Below are 17,613 nucleotides of genomic sequence, written 5' to 3'. Positions count from 1 at the left end.
CGAATGAATACATAATATATACGAGAGTTTATCAACATTCAAGCAGAGATATACTTATGTGTTACTTTTATTTTAAAACATTTATATTTCTATTATACTATTCGCGTTCATTGGCGTTCATTCGCGGTTTATAAATAAAAAGTTTTATCCTATGCTCAGCGAGGTCAGCAATCCACTCAGGTTCATCGCCATGAACTCGACGGCTGCAACTGCACGGCGATAGTCCATCCTGGTGGGGCCAATTACCGCGATGCTTCCACATACGCGTTTGCCGATCGTGTAGGAAGAGGTGACGAAGCTGCACTCACGCATCTCATCAACCAGGTTCTCAGCGCCGATCACAACCGTTACTTCTTTACCCAATAATGATTGGCTGAAGACCTGGAAAAGGTCTCTCCTGCTCTCAAGAGCATCCAGTAATGAGGCTAATCTATCGCTACCGGTAAACTCCGGTTGCTTGAGGATATTGCTTGTCCCAGTTACAAATATCTCATCTTCATCGTTCATGGAAAGTGCCTGCTTGAGGACATAGATCACGCGTCTGTATAAATCATGCATGCCTGCGATTTCAGATGGAAGCTCCATATCAGTTTTGCGGATCAACTCATGCAGGTCGGCATCCTGAAAGCGTTCGTTGATGAAGTTCGTCATGGCGGTGACTTTATCAAGCTTCAGGTCGATATTCGAATCAACCGATCGATGGTCTATCCGTCCGTTATTCATCACGATAACCGCGAGAAGCTTACCTGCACCGATCAACAGAAGCGCGACCTGCTTTATGCTGATTGTATCCATCTGCGGTGCGGTTGCTATCGATGTATATCGAGTGAGCCCGGAGAGGATGCGGCATGTGCGTTGAAGGATCTCCTCGATTTCACTCTCAAAGGGATCGTAACTTCGACGGGCATGCGCGGTCTCATCCGGACCAAGATGCGGTTCGGGCATCAGTTCATCGACATAAAAGCGATATCCGAGATCAGATGGTATGCGTCCGGCTGATGTATGAGGCTGTCTGAGATATCCGAGTTCCGACATCGCGGCGAGTTCGTTCCGGATGGTGGCGGGTTTCACTCCGAAGTCATACTTGCGTGCCAGTGTCTCCGACCCCACCGGTTCTGCCGTTTCTACATAATCATTGATAACGGCCTTCAATATACTGCGCCGTCTTTCGCAAAGTCCCATCGTAAACCTCAATACTAAAACTCAACCATTGGATGCCTGAATGACACAATCCCCCACAGTGAATTTATGAGTTGAGTATACCATCCGTGAAGGATGAGTGTCAATATTGAGGGGCTAAAATACCTCTTCGCAGGGAAGGTGTGATTCAGGCATTTTGACTGCATGTTTTTCTTATGTAGGGAACGGATATCATCCGTTCCGTTTACCTCAGAGGCATAATCTGGTATAGAAAACATGCAGGCTGGAAGCCCGCACCACAATGGTTCAACGGGGGAGCAGATGATATCCGTTCCCTACTTAGAGATATTCCAGATGAGAGAGTCAATGTCAGTTGGCATCACGCTACCGGCATGCCCGTCAACAAATCCGATGCTGTGTCCCTGGGGATGCCGTGGCGGTAATGGAAGAAGTTCTTTCCCGCCGCATTGGTTCATGCCGGGAACTGACTCAAATTGCATCACTGTGTTGTCAGGCTCTTTTATATCTGAATTTCTGGTCTTCTCCAGCTTCGAGTTAAAAGCATAACAGGGATCTAATGTAGAAACTGAGGGGCACTTTAGTATTGCCTTTGATCTGATATAAGGATCTACCTCCCACAGCCAGTTGTTACCTGAAGGCATTTGGTCATCGCTATCAGCCATGTACATGAGAAAAGCCATACCCAATGATTTGGTGTTTGACAGGCAAATCATTGATCTAGCCTTCACTCGTTGATGTGCCGGATATAGAATCGCCGCCATTACGGCGAATGTCAGGAATATGATAACAATACAAGACAGCCATGCGATTCTCGTTCCTGTTAACGGCACAGTCGACGGTGGTTCAGGTGATCTGAGATTTGGTTCTGTCCCATTAATATTCATTGACACTACCAATTTCCTTAAATTGCCTATTTGGCAAGAGTCTTGATGTTCCAGACGAGTGAGTCGATCTCCTGTGGTTTCACACTCTTAGCATGACTATCAGCATATGCAATGCTGTGACCTTCCGGATGTCTCGGCGGTGATGGAAACAATTCTTTCCCGCCGCATTGGTTCATGCCTGGGACTGACTCAAAGACCATCACTGTGTCTTGCGGCGTGTTTATGTCTGAAAGCTTCGCCTTCTCCAGTTTCGAATTGAAGGCGTAACATGGGTCGGTAGTCTGGGCAGATGGGCATTTCCAAATTGATCTGGATTTGATGTATGGATCTAAGGCAGCCTGCCAGTTATTCCGAAGCGGCATCCGGTCATCAAACTCAGACGTATACATCATGAAAGCAATGGCTAATTGCTTTGTATTTGACAGGCACGATGTAGATTTTGCCGCACCACGCGCACGAAAGAATACTGGGTATGTGACTACTGTGATCGCTATGAATATAAATAACATGATTCCTAGACAACTCAAACACACGATTTTAGTCGTTGATGACGATGATTTCGACGACGGTGGTTCAGCTAACGGCAATTCTCTTTCCTGATTCTTCTTGTTGTCATCCATTTATAATCTCCAGAAATTGTATTATAGCTAAATTACTCGTTTTGGATAGTTAATCCTTCCTGTTATTATTTATTATTTAAGGACCATAAAGCTCAAGGAAATCTATATTCGCACAGAATCCTTTGTTGTATTCATAATCATCTGCATCTACCCGGAGTTCAACTGATGAACGGACCGGTAGTGATATATTGATTTTCTCATATGAATACCAGTCGGCAGTTTTGGGAAAATCGATGGTTACGGCATCTTTACCGTCGATGTAAAGGCTGCACCTGGTATCTTTACCGGTTCCATTGGAGTAGGTGATGCTCATGCTTTTCGACGGAGTGAGATTCTCAAACAGGATTGAGTCGCCGACCTCTTCACCGAAGTAACCTACCGCATTGTTATCTGATGCATTCGGATCTGAGTATACCTGTACATTACTCAATACGGCAGATTCAGCCTCATATATCTTTGCTCCATTTTTAGATACTGGATTTACAGGTTGGATCAGCGATACACAACCTGAAGGACGGCTTTCATGTCCTAACCTGTCCACGGCTGATACGCGGTAATAGTATCTCCCATGTATTTTCTCACCATCAAAACCAGGTTCGATATCTCTGAACTGATGAGTACCCTTGTCTACCCATGTTAATAGGTTGTCAGGTCCGGGCGTGAACGACTTCGATCTGCTCCGGTATATTCGATACCACAAAACATCGCCTGATACAGCATTCCATACAAGGTTGCCATCTGATGCATGCAATTGAATCTGTGAAAATTCAATTTTGCTCCGAATGGAATCACATCGAATTACCGCCGCATTCACATAGGGTGCTGTCATGGGGTAGAAGCCTGTGTTCGATCCATCTGACGCTGTGATGTAGTATTCCAGACCTTCAGATGATATCTCAGATGCAGGTATCTTGATGGCGAATATACTTCTCACGCGTCTGTTCATCGATCTGGATTTCCACTGAGTTGCTCCGGGTGTTCTGTAGTGGATCGAAGCTGATATGCTCCCGTATGTGCGGTCGTCAAGTATGCGAGCCTTGATTTCCGGTGATTGGCCTGATGCGATCGACATCGGTGGTGATACAACAACGATCTTCGGAGCGCCTGCATCTGCAGATCCAGCAGCACATATATCGGGAACGGATTTCGCACTTTCTATGCCAGATTTACTTATCGCCGTTACTGAATATGAATGGATGCCATTCACTGTATCCTTGAATGATAGATGTGTTGGCGATAACTGCGATTTGTTGATCTTCACGGAATCCCGATAGACATTGAAACTCCTTGCATTCGGTTCCATATTTCGCCAGGTGATCTCCGCGCCGTTGATTGTTCCTCTTGTTTCCACATATGACGGCGCTTTCACGACCTGCTGCTTCCTCAATTCGTTCTCTTTGGCGAGATATCTAAGCTGCACCAGACGATTTTGTGTGCTGACCACATTTCCTAGAGATGATATATCCGTCACTCTATCTCGAAATGTCTTCGCCCATGCCGGGAATGCGCCTGGGAGACCATCCCAACCTGCGTTTTTGAAGCTCTGATCGAGTTCGCACCAGTATTTCACAGATGCGATGCGATTGCGGAGAAGTTCAAGCCTGTGCCTCATCCCGGGATCATCAGTCTTGAGGATGTAGTCATCAATTACCGCAAGTTGAGCCACCGCCTTCTGTATGTCTGTAGATCTGTCTTTGCCGGTGAACTCCGCTGTTCCCTCGCACTCGCTCGTGTTGTTGGCATATGGCTCATTTTCGTTGATGATATCTGTTATCTCTGATGCCGATTTTACTCCGTAATTCTTCTTTGCGTATTCATAATATACTGCTCGAGATGAATCAAGCTTGTTATCTATATCCCATGGAGCTTTTGCGATATATGACATCTTTGCATCGACTGCATCTGTGAGTCGCCATGTCAGGCACATAAAGCCGGTCATGTTCGGTGCTTGTTTTGTATATGCTTTAATGGTGTCAGATAGATTCATGTTGTATGGGTAGTAGTGGACCGAACTGTTGAAATCGCGTTCAAGCCAGGGACATCCCCAGTATTCATGCAGAGTGTAAATGCTGCCGTCTTCAAATGCTGCCGAATAAGGCGCGATTGGTGCGGCGATCACATCAGCCGGCAGATGAGCCACATGATCTGCAGACAATCCCCATCCTGAAACTGTAAGCCTGGTGCCAGGCGCCTCTGCCTTGAATCGCTTGTAAAACTGATCGAATATCTCCTGCCATATATTCTGTGATTCGGCTGCGATCACTTCTGATCGATAGCACATAAGATAATCCAGGTTCGGGTAGTCATTTATGATCTGATTGATACGTGCATTTACCACATCCGGGTTATTTGGCTTCGTTTTGTAGACGGCAGGGATGATGTCCAGCTCTATTCCAAGCCCGATTTTCACACCTCTCGAATGAGCATACTCGATGACTTGTTGAAAAAGGGAGGCGCCTTTACGGAACACCTGCTCATTGGTAAGAGATTTATTATGCAGTGTACAATCTGAGCCAAAATCGTAGTCGTCGAACAGATCAGCACCTTTGAACAAGTAATCTTTCACCTGCCACGATGGTCCGGCCCATCCATGACCGGTTGATGTAGAGTTCATATAAACTCTTGATGTGATTCCGTTATATGTGAAGTTGTGGAACATCTCATTGTGAACACCCATACCGTTGTAGTTGTGGATTTCAAGGAAATTCATCCTCATTTTAGCCATCTGGTCGATGATGAATCGGTAATCGTTGAAGGAGTATACACCGGCGGATTGCGGGAAGTTTGTCCAGGGAAGGAACCCGCGTATCTGCTGGCTGGGAGTCTTGCTTTCATCTACATCCGGCAGCCGGAATGAGATCTTCTTCCCTAGAAGCACATCTCCGCCTAGATAAAATCCAATGCCGTACCAGTCATCAAGCAGACCATAAACGCCGTATAGGCATCCGGTTTCATCACTACCGGCGATTATGATTGCATCAGAGTTCCAGATTCTAAGTTTCTTCAGTATATAACCTTCATGAACGAGAGTTATCTGACTAATCTTAATTGTGCCGGAATCTGCCAGATCTTTGATGATGGTATTTGTTCCGGTCTGACCGATGATGAATGAACCAGCTTCATTCATATCCTTCTCATCGCCGATGGAAAGAAGATCGCCGGTTAACTGGTAGATGTATCGTTGAAGCTCTTTGGCGGCGTATACTTCCTTTGGTGTTGCTTTTAGTCCGACGATGATATTCCGTTTCGATATGTTATTTGCAGTCGAAACATTTGGGATGAGTATGGTTATAACACAAAGCAATATCGCATATGAAAAAATTCGAGGCAGTTTGAAAAGTAAGCGCATAATATGAATCCTTATTGATTAGTTTGCTTGATTATATATAACCGGCAAGAAAAAAGATACCACTTGGAGAAATGGTATCTTTTTCAAATCTTGTAATCGGTTAAATGAATCTAGAGTTTGAATTCTGAATCACTGATGCCGGTATTTGCTTCGATATCTTCATATTCAATCGTTCCGGCGAGTTTTTCGTCATTATTGTAAACGTCTATTTTCGATGGAACCCAGATGCAGTTGTCGACTCTCTTATGGTTCGAGTAGACATATCTAACAATTCTTCTTCCATCGGATTCAAAATTTTCCTGTTTTAGCAGTTTCAATGAATCGGCATCGACCCAGCATATCATCTTTCTGCTTTTTGCATTTTCTCTACAGAATGTAAGTTTATATACCGAGCCGTTCTCACCTTTTTCAATCTCTACTTTATTTACAATGTAATCTCTCCACAAAGAATCGGAGAACATACCGATATCAAGGTCTGATTGGCGTTTATGAGGCTTGTTTTTGATATTTTCTTTCTTGTTGTAACCTACTGCTGGGATGATGAAAGCTTTCTTATCGCCATTGATCACCATCTTCATTTTTATCAGGCCAAGCTTCCCTTCCATCTTTATCTTATCAGGTGATTTATACATTAGGGTAGATGTTTTGATCTCGTACCGTTGTGTGAAGTCTTTGCTGACTTTCTTCAGTTCCTGCATATTGCAGTATGTAACTTTGCATGTCAGGCTTAAGTCTTTCAATCCCTGCGTTGCCTGTTCGGCTCTAATCTTCAAATCATTTCCAACAACACTCGCTGATACACTGGATATAAACATAAAAACTGCCAATATTACTAAGCAGCGCATGATGATACAATATTTCATTTGAACGCAAATTATCCTCTCTGTGACAAATCATTTACATTTTATACGTTTTGTGTGCTGCTGTTGTTACACTTAATCACTTAGTCTTAGACTCTAGTGTTTTTCGTATATTCCTGCCATCTCCGAACAGATATCTGCAATGGATTTACGCAATGTCTCAGGACCGATAACCTCGACATTTCGACCATAGCTCAGTATCCAATGCTTGATCTCTTCAATGCCTGCAACGGTAACCTCAAATATCGAGGATCCATCCGGCTGAGCGGTGACTTTCTGATTTGGATGGAACCTGCACCCGGAAATCCATGGGGTTATCTCTTTACTGAACTTAAGTTTTATGTGTTCAGGTTCTCCATCTGCCTGAAGTGACCATCCATGCGATAGATAATCATTCAGATTGAAATCAGTTGGATAAGCAAAATGATCGTTGAAGATCTTTATCTCTCTGATCCGATCTACTCCGAATGTGCGTACTTCTTTCCGAAGATGGCACCATCCGATCAGATACCAGGCGCCAAATCTAAATGTGAGTCCATATGGATTAATCCTTCGTGATGTAAGTTCGTTACGGGTTACAACGAAATATTTGATATCGACCGGATTGTGATTTGTTATCGCACGGCTTATGGCATCCAGAAAATCGGAGTTGCATTCTCTTATGACATCAATCCCGATGGATACGCGTTCTTTCATTTTTTTCAGCGATGAAGCTAGTTGTTTCGGCAAATGATCGTTGACTTTCATCAACGCGCTCTCTAATGCATCTGAATACGGCATACCTATGCGTTCTGATCCCAGTTGCCCTGCGAGTGAAAGAGCAAGCATTTCCCGGGGAGTAAGTGATACCGGCAGAAACCTGGACTCCTCAATCGCCAGATACCCTTTTTTCCGTTTGATGGTTGCCCATTTGCGTAGAATTCTCAGATCGCGCTCTACCGTAGCATGACCCAGGCTGAATCTTAATTCAAACGCTGTTACATCCCATTTGTAAGGTTGATCTTCAATCAACTTATGCATTTCTATCAATCTGGCGAACTGCTCATCAAGTGTCATGAATGCTGCCTCCCGCTTGATTGTCTGGGTATAAAAAGAGGGCCGGTATGTTTCCCGACCCATGTTATGCCAATATTATACTACTTACGGAGATATTATGAAATTGGGGGTTGAGATGATGGCGTCATGGTGTTTATAACATCAATTGTTGCAAGATCAGGATCTAGCTGCCCGAGGACTTGCAATGCGAAAACCCGTCTGAAGACCAATAACGGCTGCATCAGACAGACTAATAATGTTGAGAACACGAATAACATGATTACACTTAATATTGAGACAGAAGCAATGGTGAATGCATTCCATGTCAGACTTGCGGCAAGAGCTATCAACAAAGATAATCCAACCAGTATGCCAACCGGTATCGCCATTATGATGACAGCAGCAATCATTATAAATATAGAGATGATACCGCTGGCGATAGCAATGACAATCAACAACAGTATATACAGAGCAATCTGTCCCTTATTTGCTTTGATCACCGGTATCACAGTTCGCCATGCTTCTATTATCCGCAGGTTCTTCACATACATCGTAGTGATGACAAAATCCCTGGCGAATATATCAATCACACCACCCACGATTGCCAACATGATGAAAAGCAGGCTGCCGATGACAATACAGCCAATACTCAATGCAGTAGATGTATAATATGTTTTATAAGCGATAAGCGCCGGTATGCCAACAATGACCAGCAATGACAATAAAAATGCCAGTCCAAATGCAATTGTCCAAAGGAAATACGATGTTCCTAATCCCTTTAACCGTGCAAATGGTTCTTTTATTTCCATTGAATTCCGGACTAGTTGATCTGTATATACAAACTTGAATACTGATGCCAACCATGTGAAGATGAAACATAAAATAATAATTAAGCCAACACCCAGCAAGATCAACCATAAATACTGATGGAGATATGTGCCGATGTCTGGTGACATCTTATCTACACTGCGGCCCCAGGATGATGTATTACTGCCGCTATTACCACCACCTCCAGATCCGCCTGAGCCAAATCCGGCAAGCATAGCTACAAAACCCAATGCAAGCCACTTTCTGAATATAAACGGCTTAAACAAAATGCTAGACATATAGTTCATTGATGAATTGAATGCTTTGTTGAAATCTATCTTCACCATATATTTATCCTCACTCGTCTGGTATATTATCCTGGATTGGCGAATCTACATATTTGACAATAATACCTGCAAATAGTTTCTATATAATTTATGAATTATCCTTCATGCGGCATAATTATGGTATCCTCAGTATGCAGATTTGAGATATTCTTTGCTATAATCTGATTTCTGATGATATACAGGAAAACCAGGATTGCGATTCCTACAACCGCCATTCCTGATGGATTATCTGCTTGGCCGGGTTTGAATTCCCGGACTAAATCTATGAATACAAATACCAGTAATACTCCCGCAGCAAGAGAGAATTTGTGTTTATCTGTCCATCTGCCTTGAGCAGACATCCGGACGATCAGCAGGCATGCGGCATATGCCCAGGTTGTGAGTATCAATATCGCCAGGATGGGTGGAAGCCCGATCTCAGGCACAATGAAAGATGATAACGCATAACTTAGAGTGGCTCCGGCTCCGATAAGGCAGAATGATAAAGGACCTCGAACTTTTAATCTGTCATCTGACGATGCAGGTTTTGGCGCCGGTATCCTTCGTGCAAGCAGGCCGAACAGAAATACTACAATCAGAGTGATGATTATGTGAGGGATAGGCGGATAGTAGATGTGAGGCGGCATCATGATGCAGAACATCAGGATGACATTGGCAGCAAACACTCCACATACCCATTTGAAGGCTCTCGATGGAATCCATTGAACCGATTTTTGTGCCGGGAATATCAGATATGTGAGTAGTATCGGCATGAAGATGCTGAACAGCATGTGATAGATCGTGAGCTGGGTGCTCCAGACCCAATTTACACCGAGTGTGCGTCCATATACACCCAAATTACCGACATCACCCCAGTTTGCGTTGAAGAAGCTCTTGCATGCCAATCCTTCTTCCACAATTCCATATGCGGCGCCAAGGAGGAGTATCGTTGGCCACCCTTTGTTCCATCGAAATGTCAGTTCTCGGACTATGATGGCGCCCAGTCCATATAGTAGGGGTTGTATGATGACGCCGAATATGCTGAAAAACTCCAGAGGTGGGGATGAGCTTGATATCAGTTCTCCAAAGACAGGCGCAAGGAAGAATAGAAGTATCGCAGGTGCGGCAAATCGGCGTTTGATGATGATCACCTCATAGTAGATGATCATTGCGGCAAATACGAAATTGATTGCCCATCCGCCAAAAGGTTTCACGATTGCTATCAGGATGATTGTGAGAATTAAAGGTAGAATCCATTTCAGAAAGGTATGTGAACGGGAATTTCCAGACATCAGAATCTCCATTATATGTGTATTCGTTTCCTGTATGAATGACGAATGGGAGGTTGGAATAGTTGAATCAACCGGGCTGGAATATTTACTTTCATGTCAGCATTTCACTTTCATGCATAGTGTAACCTATGTGCCCGGTTTATATACATTACACATTTTTTCTTGACATGCTGCCATTCATATAGTTTACTGTATTTGTTAATTACAGGAGGACAGATATGCCCGGACGGTTATGGACAAAGGCGAACGTAATTTCCGCCATATTGCTGGAGTTTACTTCCGGCAACCCACTGAATTACACAGCAGTTCAAAAACGCACACCTGCATTATTAAGGTCAGCGCAACGGGTTTTCGGAAGCTGGGGTGCCGCAGTGGCAGCATCCGGTATTGACTATGGCGACATCTGCCTCTACCAGTCATGGTCGAAGGATAAAATCATAAGCCGGATTCAGGAATGGTATAGAAAAGGTGCCGATTTGAGCTGGCGAAATGTAAGCCTGAAACTAGATCCTCCGCTTGCCGCCGCCGTCTTGCATGGCGGACGTTATATGTCATGGAACGACGCTCTTGCTGAGGCTGGAATAGATCCCGGTAATGTGCGGAAATATCGCAAATGGTCGAAGCAGAAGGTTCAACAGCAGCTTTTTGAGCTTGCAGAACAAGGACTAGCTCTTGATCAGGATACACTCATCTCAGAAGCACCTGCGCTCCTTGCAGCGATTTATCGTCACGGCAAGGGTTTGGTTGAAGAGCGGAAATCTGCGCTTCGAATGAAATCTGATGAGTCACAGCAGATTCTACTCCCTTTGTGACAGGAATTCTCTGCAGATTACCTTCATGCCCAAATTGTTCAGATACTTGTTGACATAATGAAATAAATGTGATAATTTTCTATTAAACCGATTTACGTATATCGGAACTAATCTGTATAAACTACAAAATCTACCTCAGGAGTTGATGGAAATGTTAACGCACATCGTCAATATTCGATATAGTATCGCTGTGATCGCGCTTGCGGTTGGATTGACCAGCCAGGCATGCGGTGCTGATCAGCATGGAACGCCAATTCTCGGATTGACCGGAACTGTCACCGATATCCAGACGGCTGTCCCCACACCGGAGAAGGTGACGATGTTGAATGCTTCTAGACCACCCGAAGACATCAACATGAAGCGGATGGCAGGATGGGCGCTCAACTACCTCATAGAGACGCCGCGGAAAGATCTCGGTTACGAACCGGTCTTCCAGTGCTATCTTATGCAGTGTCCTCCTATTCCCGAAGGCACAGATCCGGTTGTTTCCTGCGATACAGACGCACGCATGGATTGGGAATGGTACTACATGCGCGATATCACCGGTTCAAAGCGGGGACTGGATATCGAGACCGCATTCCACAATCGGATGAAGCAGTACATCGACCCTGAGGGTAGAGTGTGGAGTGCTCCCGGAGCATTCAACGAAGGAGCGACTACGGCGGTCTACACAGAGAAAGATCATGTAATCCACATCTGGGGCGCGACCAAGATACTCAAGAGCCTAAGCGAGGACTACATCCGCACGAAGAATCCTGAGTCGAAGACGTTTGCTCATAAGGTGATGCTTGCCCTCAAGAAGCTGGCAACCTGGGATGACAAGGGACGATGCTACTTGGCATGCGGGATGGGAGCATTTGATAGGAATGGCAAAGTGATTCCCAACGGCTGGAATCCGGAACCTGCGCCGATCGTGGAGTCTCTCGTCACCTACTGGAAAGCAACTGGTGACCCGGAAGGGCTGACATTCGCGAAAGCTTATGCGGACGGAATCATGGACAGCATTCAACCAGATGGGATTCACTTCAATTCAGACGGCAGCTTCTTCCTCAGCGGCGAGTACCACGGACACACCCATGCCACCATGCATGCCATCTGGGGAATCGCCGATCTCGGGCTGGTTACTGGCGAGAAGAAGTATAAGGACTTCGCGAAGAACATCTGGGATTTCGTGAGGCAGCATATGGGAACCGGCACAGGCTGGTTCTCCGCCGCCGCACACGTCGCCGACTTTGAGGATGAGACATGCAACCTGTCAGATATGATGTCGATTGCGGCGCTGATTGCTCAATCCGGACACCCGGAATACTTCGACTATGTAGAGCGCTACCTGCGAAACTACGTCAGCAACGCACAGTTCATCTGCACACCGGAGTTTGAGGCATACTATCGGGAGGCTCACAAGTCGGAGCCTGTTGATAAGGTGGACAAGTCTCTTGAAGTGATCAAGAAGTTCCAGGGAGGGATTCTGGCAATCACCGGACCGAACGATATCGACAACGAGCTGTTCGGTGGAGTGGGAGGCTGGTTCATGGCCGGATGCTGCGCGCCGGAGGGGATGCGGGCGATATACACCACATGGATCAACACCATCAACCGGCTGCCGAAGTCACCCCTGGGATCTGCGGGTGTCTATGTGAACATGAGCTTCAGCCGCGACTCGAAGTGGGGCAGTGTGGTCTCATTCATGCCTGCAAAGGGGAGGCTCACGGTTAAAGCTTCGGTGAAGGATGCGTTCTTCCTGCGTCCTCCACACTGGGCGATGCGTGGTCAGGTGCATGCCTTCGTAAATGCGAAACCGGTTCCGGTGGAATGGTCAGGCGCCTATGTGAAGTTTGCCGCGAAACCCGAGGATGAACTCACAATCACCTATCCGCTGATCAAGTTCAACCAGGAGGTCGAGGGTCTCTGGAAGGCGACTTCTACTCCTGACCTAAAGCTGACATTCAACTGGCTGGGTAATATGGTAGTCAGTGTTGATCCCGCCGCGAAGAGATGGCCGCTCTTCCTCGGACATCCGAGGGTTCTCCCTCCAGCACCCGGCGAGTAGGGAACCACCGATCTGACTAAGCATTGAAAGCTGAATCTGATGGTTGATATGATGATGATTCATCGTGTCAGCCATCACTTTTTTATGAGTGGGATAGTCAGCATTTATTTTACATCACAAGGAAATCATGTATCTGATTATTTATCACTTAATTAAACCAGAGATGAGTCGTATCTAGAAGTTGAATGTTAGAGGTTAGACCGAATACCAGCCAGAACCTCACCTTTCCAAGGGAAGGCAGGTGGGGATTTTAACAGAGCACATGGAAACTATGCTTTAGACCATGAATCTACTGCTAAACCATGAGAGGCTAGTGAAACATTTCCTTATTCTGCTATCGACTATTGTTGCTATAAAATGCCCGTTTGATCAAATAGCATACATCCCCCAACATCATCTGGACGTTCTACTCCTCCTCATGTTTACCCTGCGTGACAGGCGGGTAAAGAATCCCAAATGAGAATCCTGATCGTCGCAACAAATCGAGAGAGATCTCCACAAACACTGATTCCATTGGGCGCTTGCTGTATCGCATCTGCCGCTGAGTCTGCAGGCCATGAGGTTTATCTCCTTGACCTGGGCTTTTCCCGTCGCCACATAATTGATGTCGAATCGGCTGTCAGGAGAATCCGGCCGGATGTGATCGGTCTGTCGGTACGCAATCTCGACAACTGTGATTCCCGGAGCTCGAAGAGTTACCTCCCAGAGATCAGACAGATAGTCGATGCCTGCCGGAGAAACAGCAAGGCGGAGATAGTGCTCGGGGGTCCGGCGGTAAGCATATCGCCAAGAGAAGTTGCGCTCCATCTGGGGTGTGAGTATGCGGTCATAGGGGAGGGCGAGATCCCCTTCATCGGGCTCCTTCAGGCGCTTGAGAGCGGGGCGGATCCATCGGCGGTGCAAGGCGTCGTTGCGGTAGGAGGAGGCGATCACAGTGCTCCGATCCCCGTCCGAACCAATAATCCAGGATCGTTACCATATCCCAATCCGGCCAAATGGCTTGATCTGCGCCGATATGCCGCCAGCGATACATCGATGCCGATCCAGACCAAACGCGGCTGCGAGTTCAATTGTAGTTATTGCAGCTATCCGCTCCTGGAGGGACATGCCTATCGCCTCTACGAACCCGATGCAGTATCGAGGCAGATTGAGATGGCGCGGGTTGCGGGTATGAGAGGAATAGAGTTCGTCGACAGCATTTTTGGATTCCCGCAGGCACATGCCATCGCGTGCTGCGAATCAACGGCCTGCGTCCTGGGACAAGGCATATCCGTCGGAACATCCGATCTCAATCCGCTTGCATGCACCCCGGAAATGGTCGATGCGATGAATCTGGCACAGTTTACGACCGTCGGTGTGACAGCCGAGAGCGGTTCTGACACAATCCTTCAGGGCATGAACAAAGGTTTCAGGACTGATGATCTCCGGCGCGCAGTCAAGAATCTGAACAAACTGAACGCGCAGAGGATGTGGATATTCATGTTTGGCGGACCCGGTGAAACAATGGAGACAGCCCGTGAGACCGTCGGTTTCATCGAGAGCCTGCCTCATGACGCTCTTGTATTCATCACCCATGGGATCAGGGTGCTCCCGGGAACCGCGCTGAGACAGAGGCTGGTGAATGATGAGCAGATCGATGCAGGAGATAATCTTCTGGAGCCGCGGTTCTACTACTCGCCGCATGTGGTTCCTGAGCAGGTGAACCAAATCCTGGGAGATAGCTCGTTTCCCGCATCTAACATCGCCACAATCACTGATTGCAGCCATCCGCTTGCACCGGCGCTCCAACGATTGGCCGCTATGATCGGCATGCAGCCTCCATACTGGCGAGGGCTGCCCACGATAAACCGCATCAGGAGGATTTTGAGAGTATGAGCATGATGTTTGAGAGAACTGTGGATGATATCCTGGTGCATGCAGACCAGGACACCATCTTCCGTTATGCATCCGATATTGAGAACTGGCCGAAGATCCTCCCGCACTACCGGTGGATTCGGACGCTCGAACAGCATGATAGAACTAGTACCGTAGAGATGGCTGCCAGACGCGGTTGGATTCCGGTCAAATGGACATCCGTCCAGGTGGTGGATCCGGAGCATCATACGGTGCATTACCATCACACAGGCGGGGCAACACGCGGAATGGACGTCGAGTGGAATATGGCAAAAGAGGGCGACGGCGTGCGCGTAACCATCATCCATGAGATGACTTTGACAATGCCAGTGGTTCGGTCGCTGATCGGGCGCTGGATCGTTGGCAAATTCTTCGTCCACCACATAGCAAGCCTGACACTAAAGAAGATCAAAGAGCTTTCAGAGGCAGAGAGGATCACAACATGAAGCGAGCAGTAATTACAGGTTTGGGCCCGGTGACACCCATTGGCACCGGTGTTGAGCGGTTCTGGGCAGGCTTGAAAGGGAACGAATCGGCAGTGAGACGCATAACACTCTTCGATCCCTCGCCATTCAAGTCGCAGATCGCAGGCGAGGTGAGGGATTTCGATCCGACTGACTATCTGGAACGCAAGGCTCTGAAACGGATGGACAGGTTCTCCCAGTTCGCGGTTGTGGCGACAAGACTGGCTATCGAAGACGCCAGTTTGGATATCGGCTCTCTCAACAGCGACAGACTAGGCGTGTCCATTGGTTCCGCTCTGGGCGGGATCGGTTTCGCTGAGAAACAACTCGGTGTCTACCATACCGAGGGACTGCGGTCGGTTGATCCATCCCTGGCGCTCTCTGTCTTCTGCGGGGCCGGGAGTTGCAATATCGCGATCGATGTCGGCTGTACAGGTCCGGTGACGGCAAACTCAAATAGTTGCGCATCGGGAACAATCGCGTTAGGCGAGGCGCTTGAGTTCATCAGGAGCGATCAGGCGGATGTCGTTCTGGCAGGGGGCTCTGAGTCGCCTCTGTCGCCGCTCTGCTTCGGAGCTTTTGCCATCATCAAGGCGATGAGTTGCAGAAATGATGATCCAGAACACGCGTGCCGCCCATTCGATGCCGGCCGCGACGGATTCGTCATGGGAGAAGGTGCAACGGTTCTGGTAGTCGAGGAGTTGGAGCATGCTCTCAATCGAGGCGCGCACATCTACGCTGAGATAGCGGGTCACAGCCTGACAAATGACGCCTACCAGATGATGGCGCCGCGTCCAGATGGGAAAAGCGCATCTCGGGCGATGTCGTTGGCACTCTCAAACGCGGGTGTCGCCCCGGAAGATATCGACTACATCAGTGCACACGGCAGTTCAACTCCGCTGAATGACAAGAGCGAGACTCTAGCCATAAAAACCGTTTTTGGTGATCGAGCATACTGTATTCCGATAAGCAGCACCAAAGGACACCATGCACACGCACTTGGAGCCACCGGTGCATTCGAAGCAGCAGCATGCGCCCTCGCACTCGAGCACGGCTTCATACCACCGACTCTGAATCTGGACTCTGCTGATCCAGAATGCGATCTCAACTACATGCCGAATCAAGGTTGTTCATCAGAACTGCGGACCGTCCTCTCAAACAGCTTTGGGTTCGGAGGGATAAACGCCTGTCTGGTATTGAAGAGAAACGATTGATGTTCCGTTCCATGAGATCACGCATATCCGGAGATGAGCTGATCGATCAGCCGGAGACGTCGACTGAAGATATCAGTGACAACCTGCGGGATATGGCGCTGATCAACAAATGGTTTGGGGGAGCTAAGGCTGTCCTTGTGCATATACTACCCTTACTCAGAGTCTGTACATCCGACCCTATCAGGGTGCTGGATGCCGCCTGCGGTGGAGGAGATATATCCCGACGCATAGTGGACGAGGCTCGGAAGCTGGGGAAACTTGTGGATGTCATCGGACTGGATCTCAGCGCTAAAGTCCTTGATTACGCAAAACGGAGCTCCTCGGATTACCCGGAGATCACCTTCATTCAAGCGGATATGCTGAATCCTCCATATGAAGCAGGCAACTTTGATATCGTGATTCTGACGTCGGTAGTACACCATCTGGAGCCGGAAGAAGTGATCACGGCCTTACAGGCGGCACGTAAAATAAGTAGGGGACATGTGATCGCAGTGGATATTGTGCGTTCACGGTTGGCTCACCTGGGCTTCTGCCTCATCACCCGCATTTTGCATTTCAGCCCTGTAACCCTGCATGACGGCGCGATCTCAATCTACCGCGCATACACCCCCTCTGAACTTAACACCTTTGCCAGCCGCACTGGTTTGTCGGAATGCAAGTTACACAAGCATCGGTTTTTCCGCATGGCACTCGTGTACAAATGCGCAGATCACGATGGAGTTGTCGACGCATCATCATCGGATTGACAAAACCCTCCTTGCAAACCCATAATATGATTATTCTGAATCATGATAATCATTCCAATCATATAAATCACAGTTCAGATAACAAAGACATATATCGACC

At 47.3% G+C, this 17,613-nt stretch carries 14 protein-coding genes; 6 read left to right on the top strand and 8 right to left on the bottom strand.

All coding sequences use genetic code 11. The features are described from left to right. Positions 1 to 144: 144 nt before the first annotated feature. From hrcA to ACHZCX_RS05300, 8 genes are all read right to left on the bottom strand, one after another. Positions 145 to 1,182, bottom strand: a complete 1,038-nt coding sequence (gene hrcA, locus ACHZCX_RS05335; RefSeq protein WP_319586201.1) for a heat-inducible transcriptional repressor HrcA — start codon at positions 1,180 to 1,182, stop codon at positions 145 to 147. Between the two features lie 293 nt (positions 1,183 to 1,475). Then, positions 1,476 to 2,045, bottom strand: coding sequence for a hypothetical protein (locus ACHZCX_RS05330; protein WP_319586200.1), 570 nt, complete (start codon positions 2,043 to 2,045; stop codon positions 1,476 to 1,478). 26 nt (positions 2,046 to 2,071) lie between these two features. Next, positions 2,072 to 2,665 carry a hypothetical protein gene (locus tag ACHZCX_RS05325; RefSeq protein ID WP_319586199.1) on the bottom strand — a complete coding sequence of 198 codons (594 nt, stop codon included), beginning with the start codon at positions 2,663 to 2,665 and terminating at the stop codon, positions 2,072 to 2,074. Between the two features lie 76 nt (positions 2,666 to 2,741). Further along, entirely contained in the window at positions 2,742 to 6,014 is a 3,273-nt protein-coding gene (locus tag ACHZCX_RS05320; protein WP_319586198.1) for an alpha-glucuronidase family glycosyl hydrolase, read from the bottom strand. A 110-nt stretch (positions 6,015 to 6,124) separates the two neighbouring features. Beyond that, the gene (locus ACHZCX_RS05315; RefSeq protein WP_319586197.1) at positions 6,125 to 6,877 is read right to left on the bottom strand and encodes an outer membrane lipoprotein-sorting protein; all 753 of its coding nucleotides are present in this window, start codon (positions 6,875 to 6,877) and stop codon (positions 6,125 to 6,127) included. A 93-nt stretch (positions 6,878 to 6,970) separates the two neighbouring features. Further along, positions 6,971 to 7,930 (bottom strand): WYL domain-containing protein, encoded by a 960-nt coding sequence (locus tag ACHZCX_RS05310; protein WP_319586196.1) that lies wholly within the window; start codon positions 7,928 to 7,930, stop codon positions 6,971 to 6,973. 95 nt (positions 7,931 to 8,025) lie between these two features. Next, positions 8,026 to 9,063 carry a hypothetical protein gene (locus ACHZCX_RS05305; RefSeq protein WP_319586195.1) on the bottom strand — a complete coding sequence of 346 codons (1,038 nt, stop codon included), beginning with the start codon at positions 9,061 to 9,063 and terminating at the stop codon, positions 8,026 to 8,028. Positions 9,064 to 9,158: 95 nt separating this feature from the next. Continuing rightward, positions 9,159 to 10,334: a hypothetical protein gene (locus ACHZCX_RS05300; protein WP_319586194.1), complete on the bottom strand. Its 1,176-nt coding sequence runs from the start codon at positions 10,332 to 10,334 to the stop codon at positions 9,159 to 9,161. Positions 10,335 to 10,552: 218 nt separating this feature from the next. Between ACHZCX_RS05300 and ACHZCX_RS05295 the strand changes: the two genes are divergently transcribed. The 6 genes from ACHZCX_RS05295 to ACHZCX_RS05270 all read left to right on the top strand — a co-directional run bounded on the left by ACHZCX_RS05295 (position 10,553) and on the right by ACHZCX_RS05270 (position 17,513). After that, positions 10,553 to 11,146: a hypothetical protein gene (locus ACHZCX_RS05295; RefSeq protein WP_319586193.1), complete on the top strand. Its 594-nt coding sequence runs from the start codon at positions 10,553 to 10,555 to the stop codon at positions 11,144 to 11,146. Positions 11,147 to 11,297: 151 nt separating this feature from the next. Beyond that, positions 11,298 to 13,196, top strand: a complete 1,899-nt coding sequence (locus ACHZCX_RS05290; protein ID WP_319586192.1) for a beta-L-arabinofuranosidase domain-containing protein — start codon at positions 11,298 to 11,300, stop codon at positions 13,194 to 13,196. A 456-nt stretch (positions 13,197 to 13,652) separates the two neighbouring features. Further along, complete coding sequence (locus ACHZCX_RS05285; protein ID WP_319586191.1) at positions 13,653 to 15,071, top strand: B12-binding domain-containing radical SAM protein; 1,419 nt, start codon at positions 13,653 to 13,655, stop codon at positions 15,069 to 15,071. Next, positions 15,068 to 15,535, top strand: coding sequence for an SRPBCC family protein (locus ACHZCX_RS05280; protein WP_319586190.1), 468 nt, complete (start codon positions 15,068 to 15,070; stop codon positions 15,533 to 15,535). Before ACHZCX_RS05285 ends, ACHZCX_RS05280 begins: the two co-directional genes overlap by 4 nt. Beyond that, positions 15,532 to 16,767 carry a beta-ketoacyl-ACP synthase II gene (gene fabF, locus ACHZCX_RS05275; protein WP_319586189.1) on the top strand — a complete coding sequence of 412 codons (1,236 nt, stop codon included), beginning with the start codon at positions 15,532 to 15,534 and terminating at the stop codon, positions 16,765 to 16,767. The genes ACHZCX_RS05280 and fabF overlap by 4 nt, the downstream gene beginning before the upstream one ends. Continuing rightward, on the top strand, positions 16,767 to 17,513 hold the full coding sequence (locus tag ACHZCX_RS05270; RefSeq protein ID WP_319586188.1) for a methyltransferase domain-containing protein: 747 nt from the start codon (positions 16,767 to 16,769) through the stop codon (positions 17,511 to 17,513). The genes fabF and ACHZCX_RS05270 overlap by 1 nt, the downstream gene beginning before the upstream one ends. The last annotated feature ends 100 nt before the right edge of the window (positions 17,514 to 17,613 follow it).

The sequence above is a fragment of the uncultured Desulfobulbus sp. genome (assembly GCF_963662935.2).
Taxonomy (GTDB): Bacteria; Desulfobacterota; Desulfobulbia; order Desulfobulbales; family Desulfobulbaceae; genus Desulfobulbus.
The sequence above is the reverse complement of the archived record's forward strand: the minus strand, read 5'-3'. Positions and strand labels throughout refer to the sequence as shown.

Coding starts and splice junctions, on each gene's coding strand:
- hrcA (WP_319586201.1), bottom strand. CDS start 1,182: ATGGGACTTTGCGAAAGACGGCGCAGTATATTGAAGGCCGTTATCAAT.
- ACHZCX_RS05305 (WP_319586195.1), bottom strand. CDS start 9,063: ATGGTGAAGATAGATTTCAACAAAGCATTCAATTCATCAATGAACTAT.
- ACHZCX_RS05285 (WP_319586191.1), top strand. CDS start 13,653: ATGAGAATCCTGATCGTCGCAACAAATCGAGAGAGATCTCCACAAACA.
- ACHZCX_RS05310 (WP_319586196.1), bottom strand. CDS start 7,930: ATGACACTTGATGAGCAGTTCGCCAGATTGATAGAAATGCATAAGTTG.
- ACHZCX_RS05325 (WP_319586199.1), bottom strand. CDS start 2,665: ATGGATGACAACAAGAAGAATCAGGAAAGAGAATTGCCGTTAGCTGAA.
- ACHZCX_RS05290 (WP_319586192.1), top strand. CDS start 11,298: ATGTTAACGCACATCGTCAATATTCGATATAGTATCGCTGTGATCGCG.
- ACHZCX_RS05315 (WP_319586197.1), bottom strand. CDS start 6,877: ATGAAATATTGTATCATCATGCGCTGCTTAGTAATATTGGCAGTTTTT.
- fabF (WP_319586189.1), top strand. CDS start 15,532: ATGAAGCGAGCAGTAATTACAGGTTTGGGCCCGGTGACACCCATTGGC.
- ACHZCX_RS05280 (WP_319586190.1), top strand. CDS start 15,068: ATGAGCATGATGTTTGAGAGAACTGTGGATGATATCCTGGTGCATGCA.
- ACHZCX_RS05300 (WP_319586194.1), bottom strand. CDS start 10,334: ATGTCTGGAAATTCCCGTTCACATACCTTTCTGAAATGGATTCTACCT.
- ACHZCX_RS05330 (WP_319586200.1), bottom strand. CDS start 2,045: ATGAATATTAATGGGACAGAACCAAATCTCAGATCACCTGAACCACCG.
- ACHZCX_RS05320 (WP_319586198.1), bottom strand. CDS start 6,014: ATGCGCTTACTTTTCAAACTGCCTCGAATTTTTTCATATGCGATATTG.
- ACHZCX_RS05295 (WP_319586193.1), top strand. CDS start 10,553: ATGCCCGGACGGTTATGGACAAAGGCGAACGTAATTTCCGCCATATTG.
- ACHZCX_RS05270 (WP_319586188.1), top strand. CDS start 16,767: ATGTTCCGTTCCATGAGATCACGCATATCCGGAGATGAGCTGATCGAT.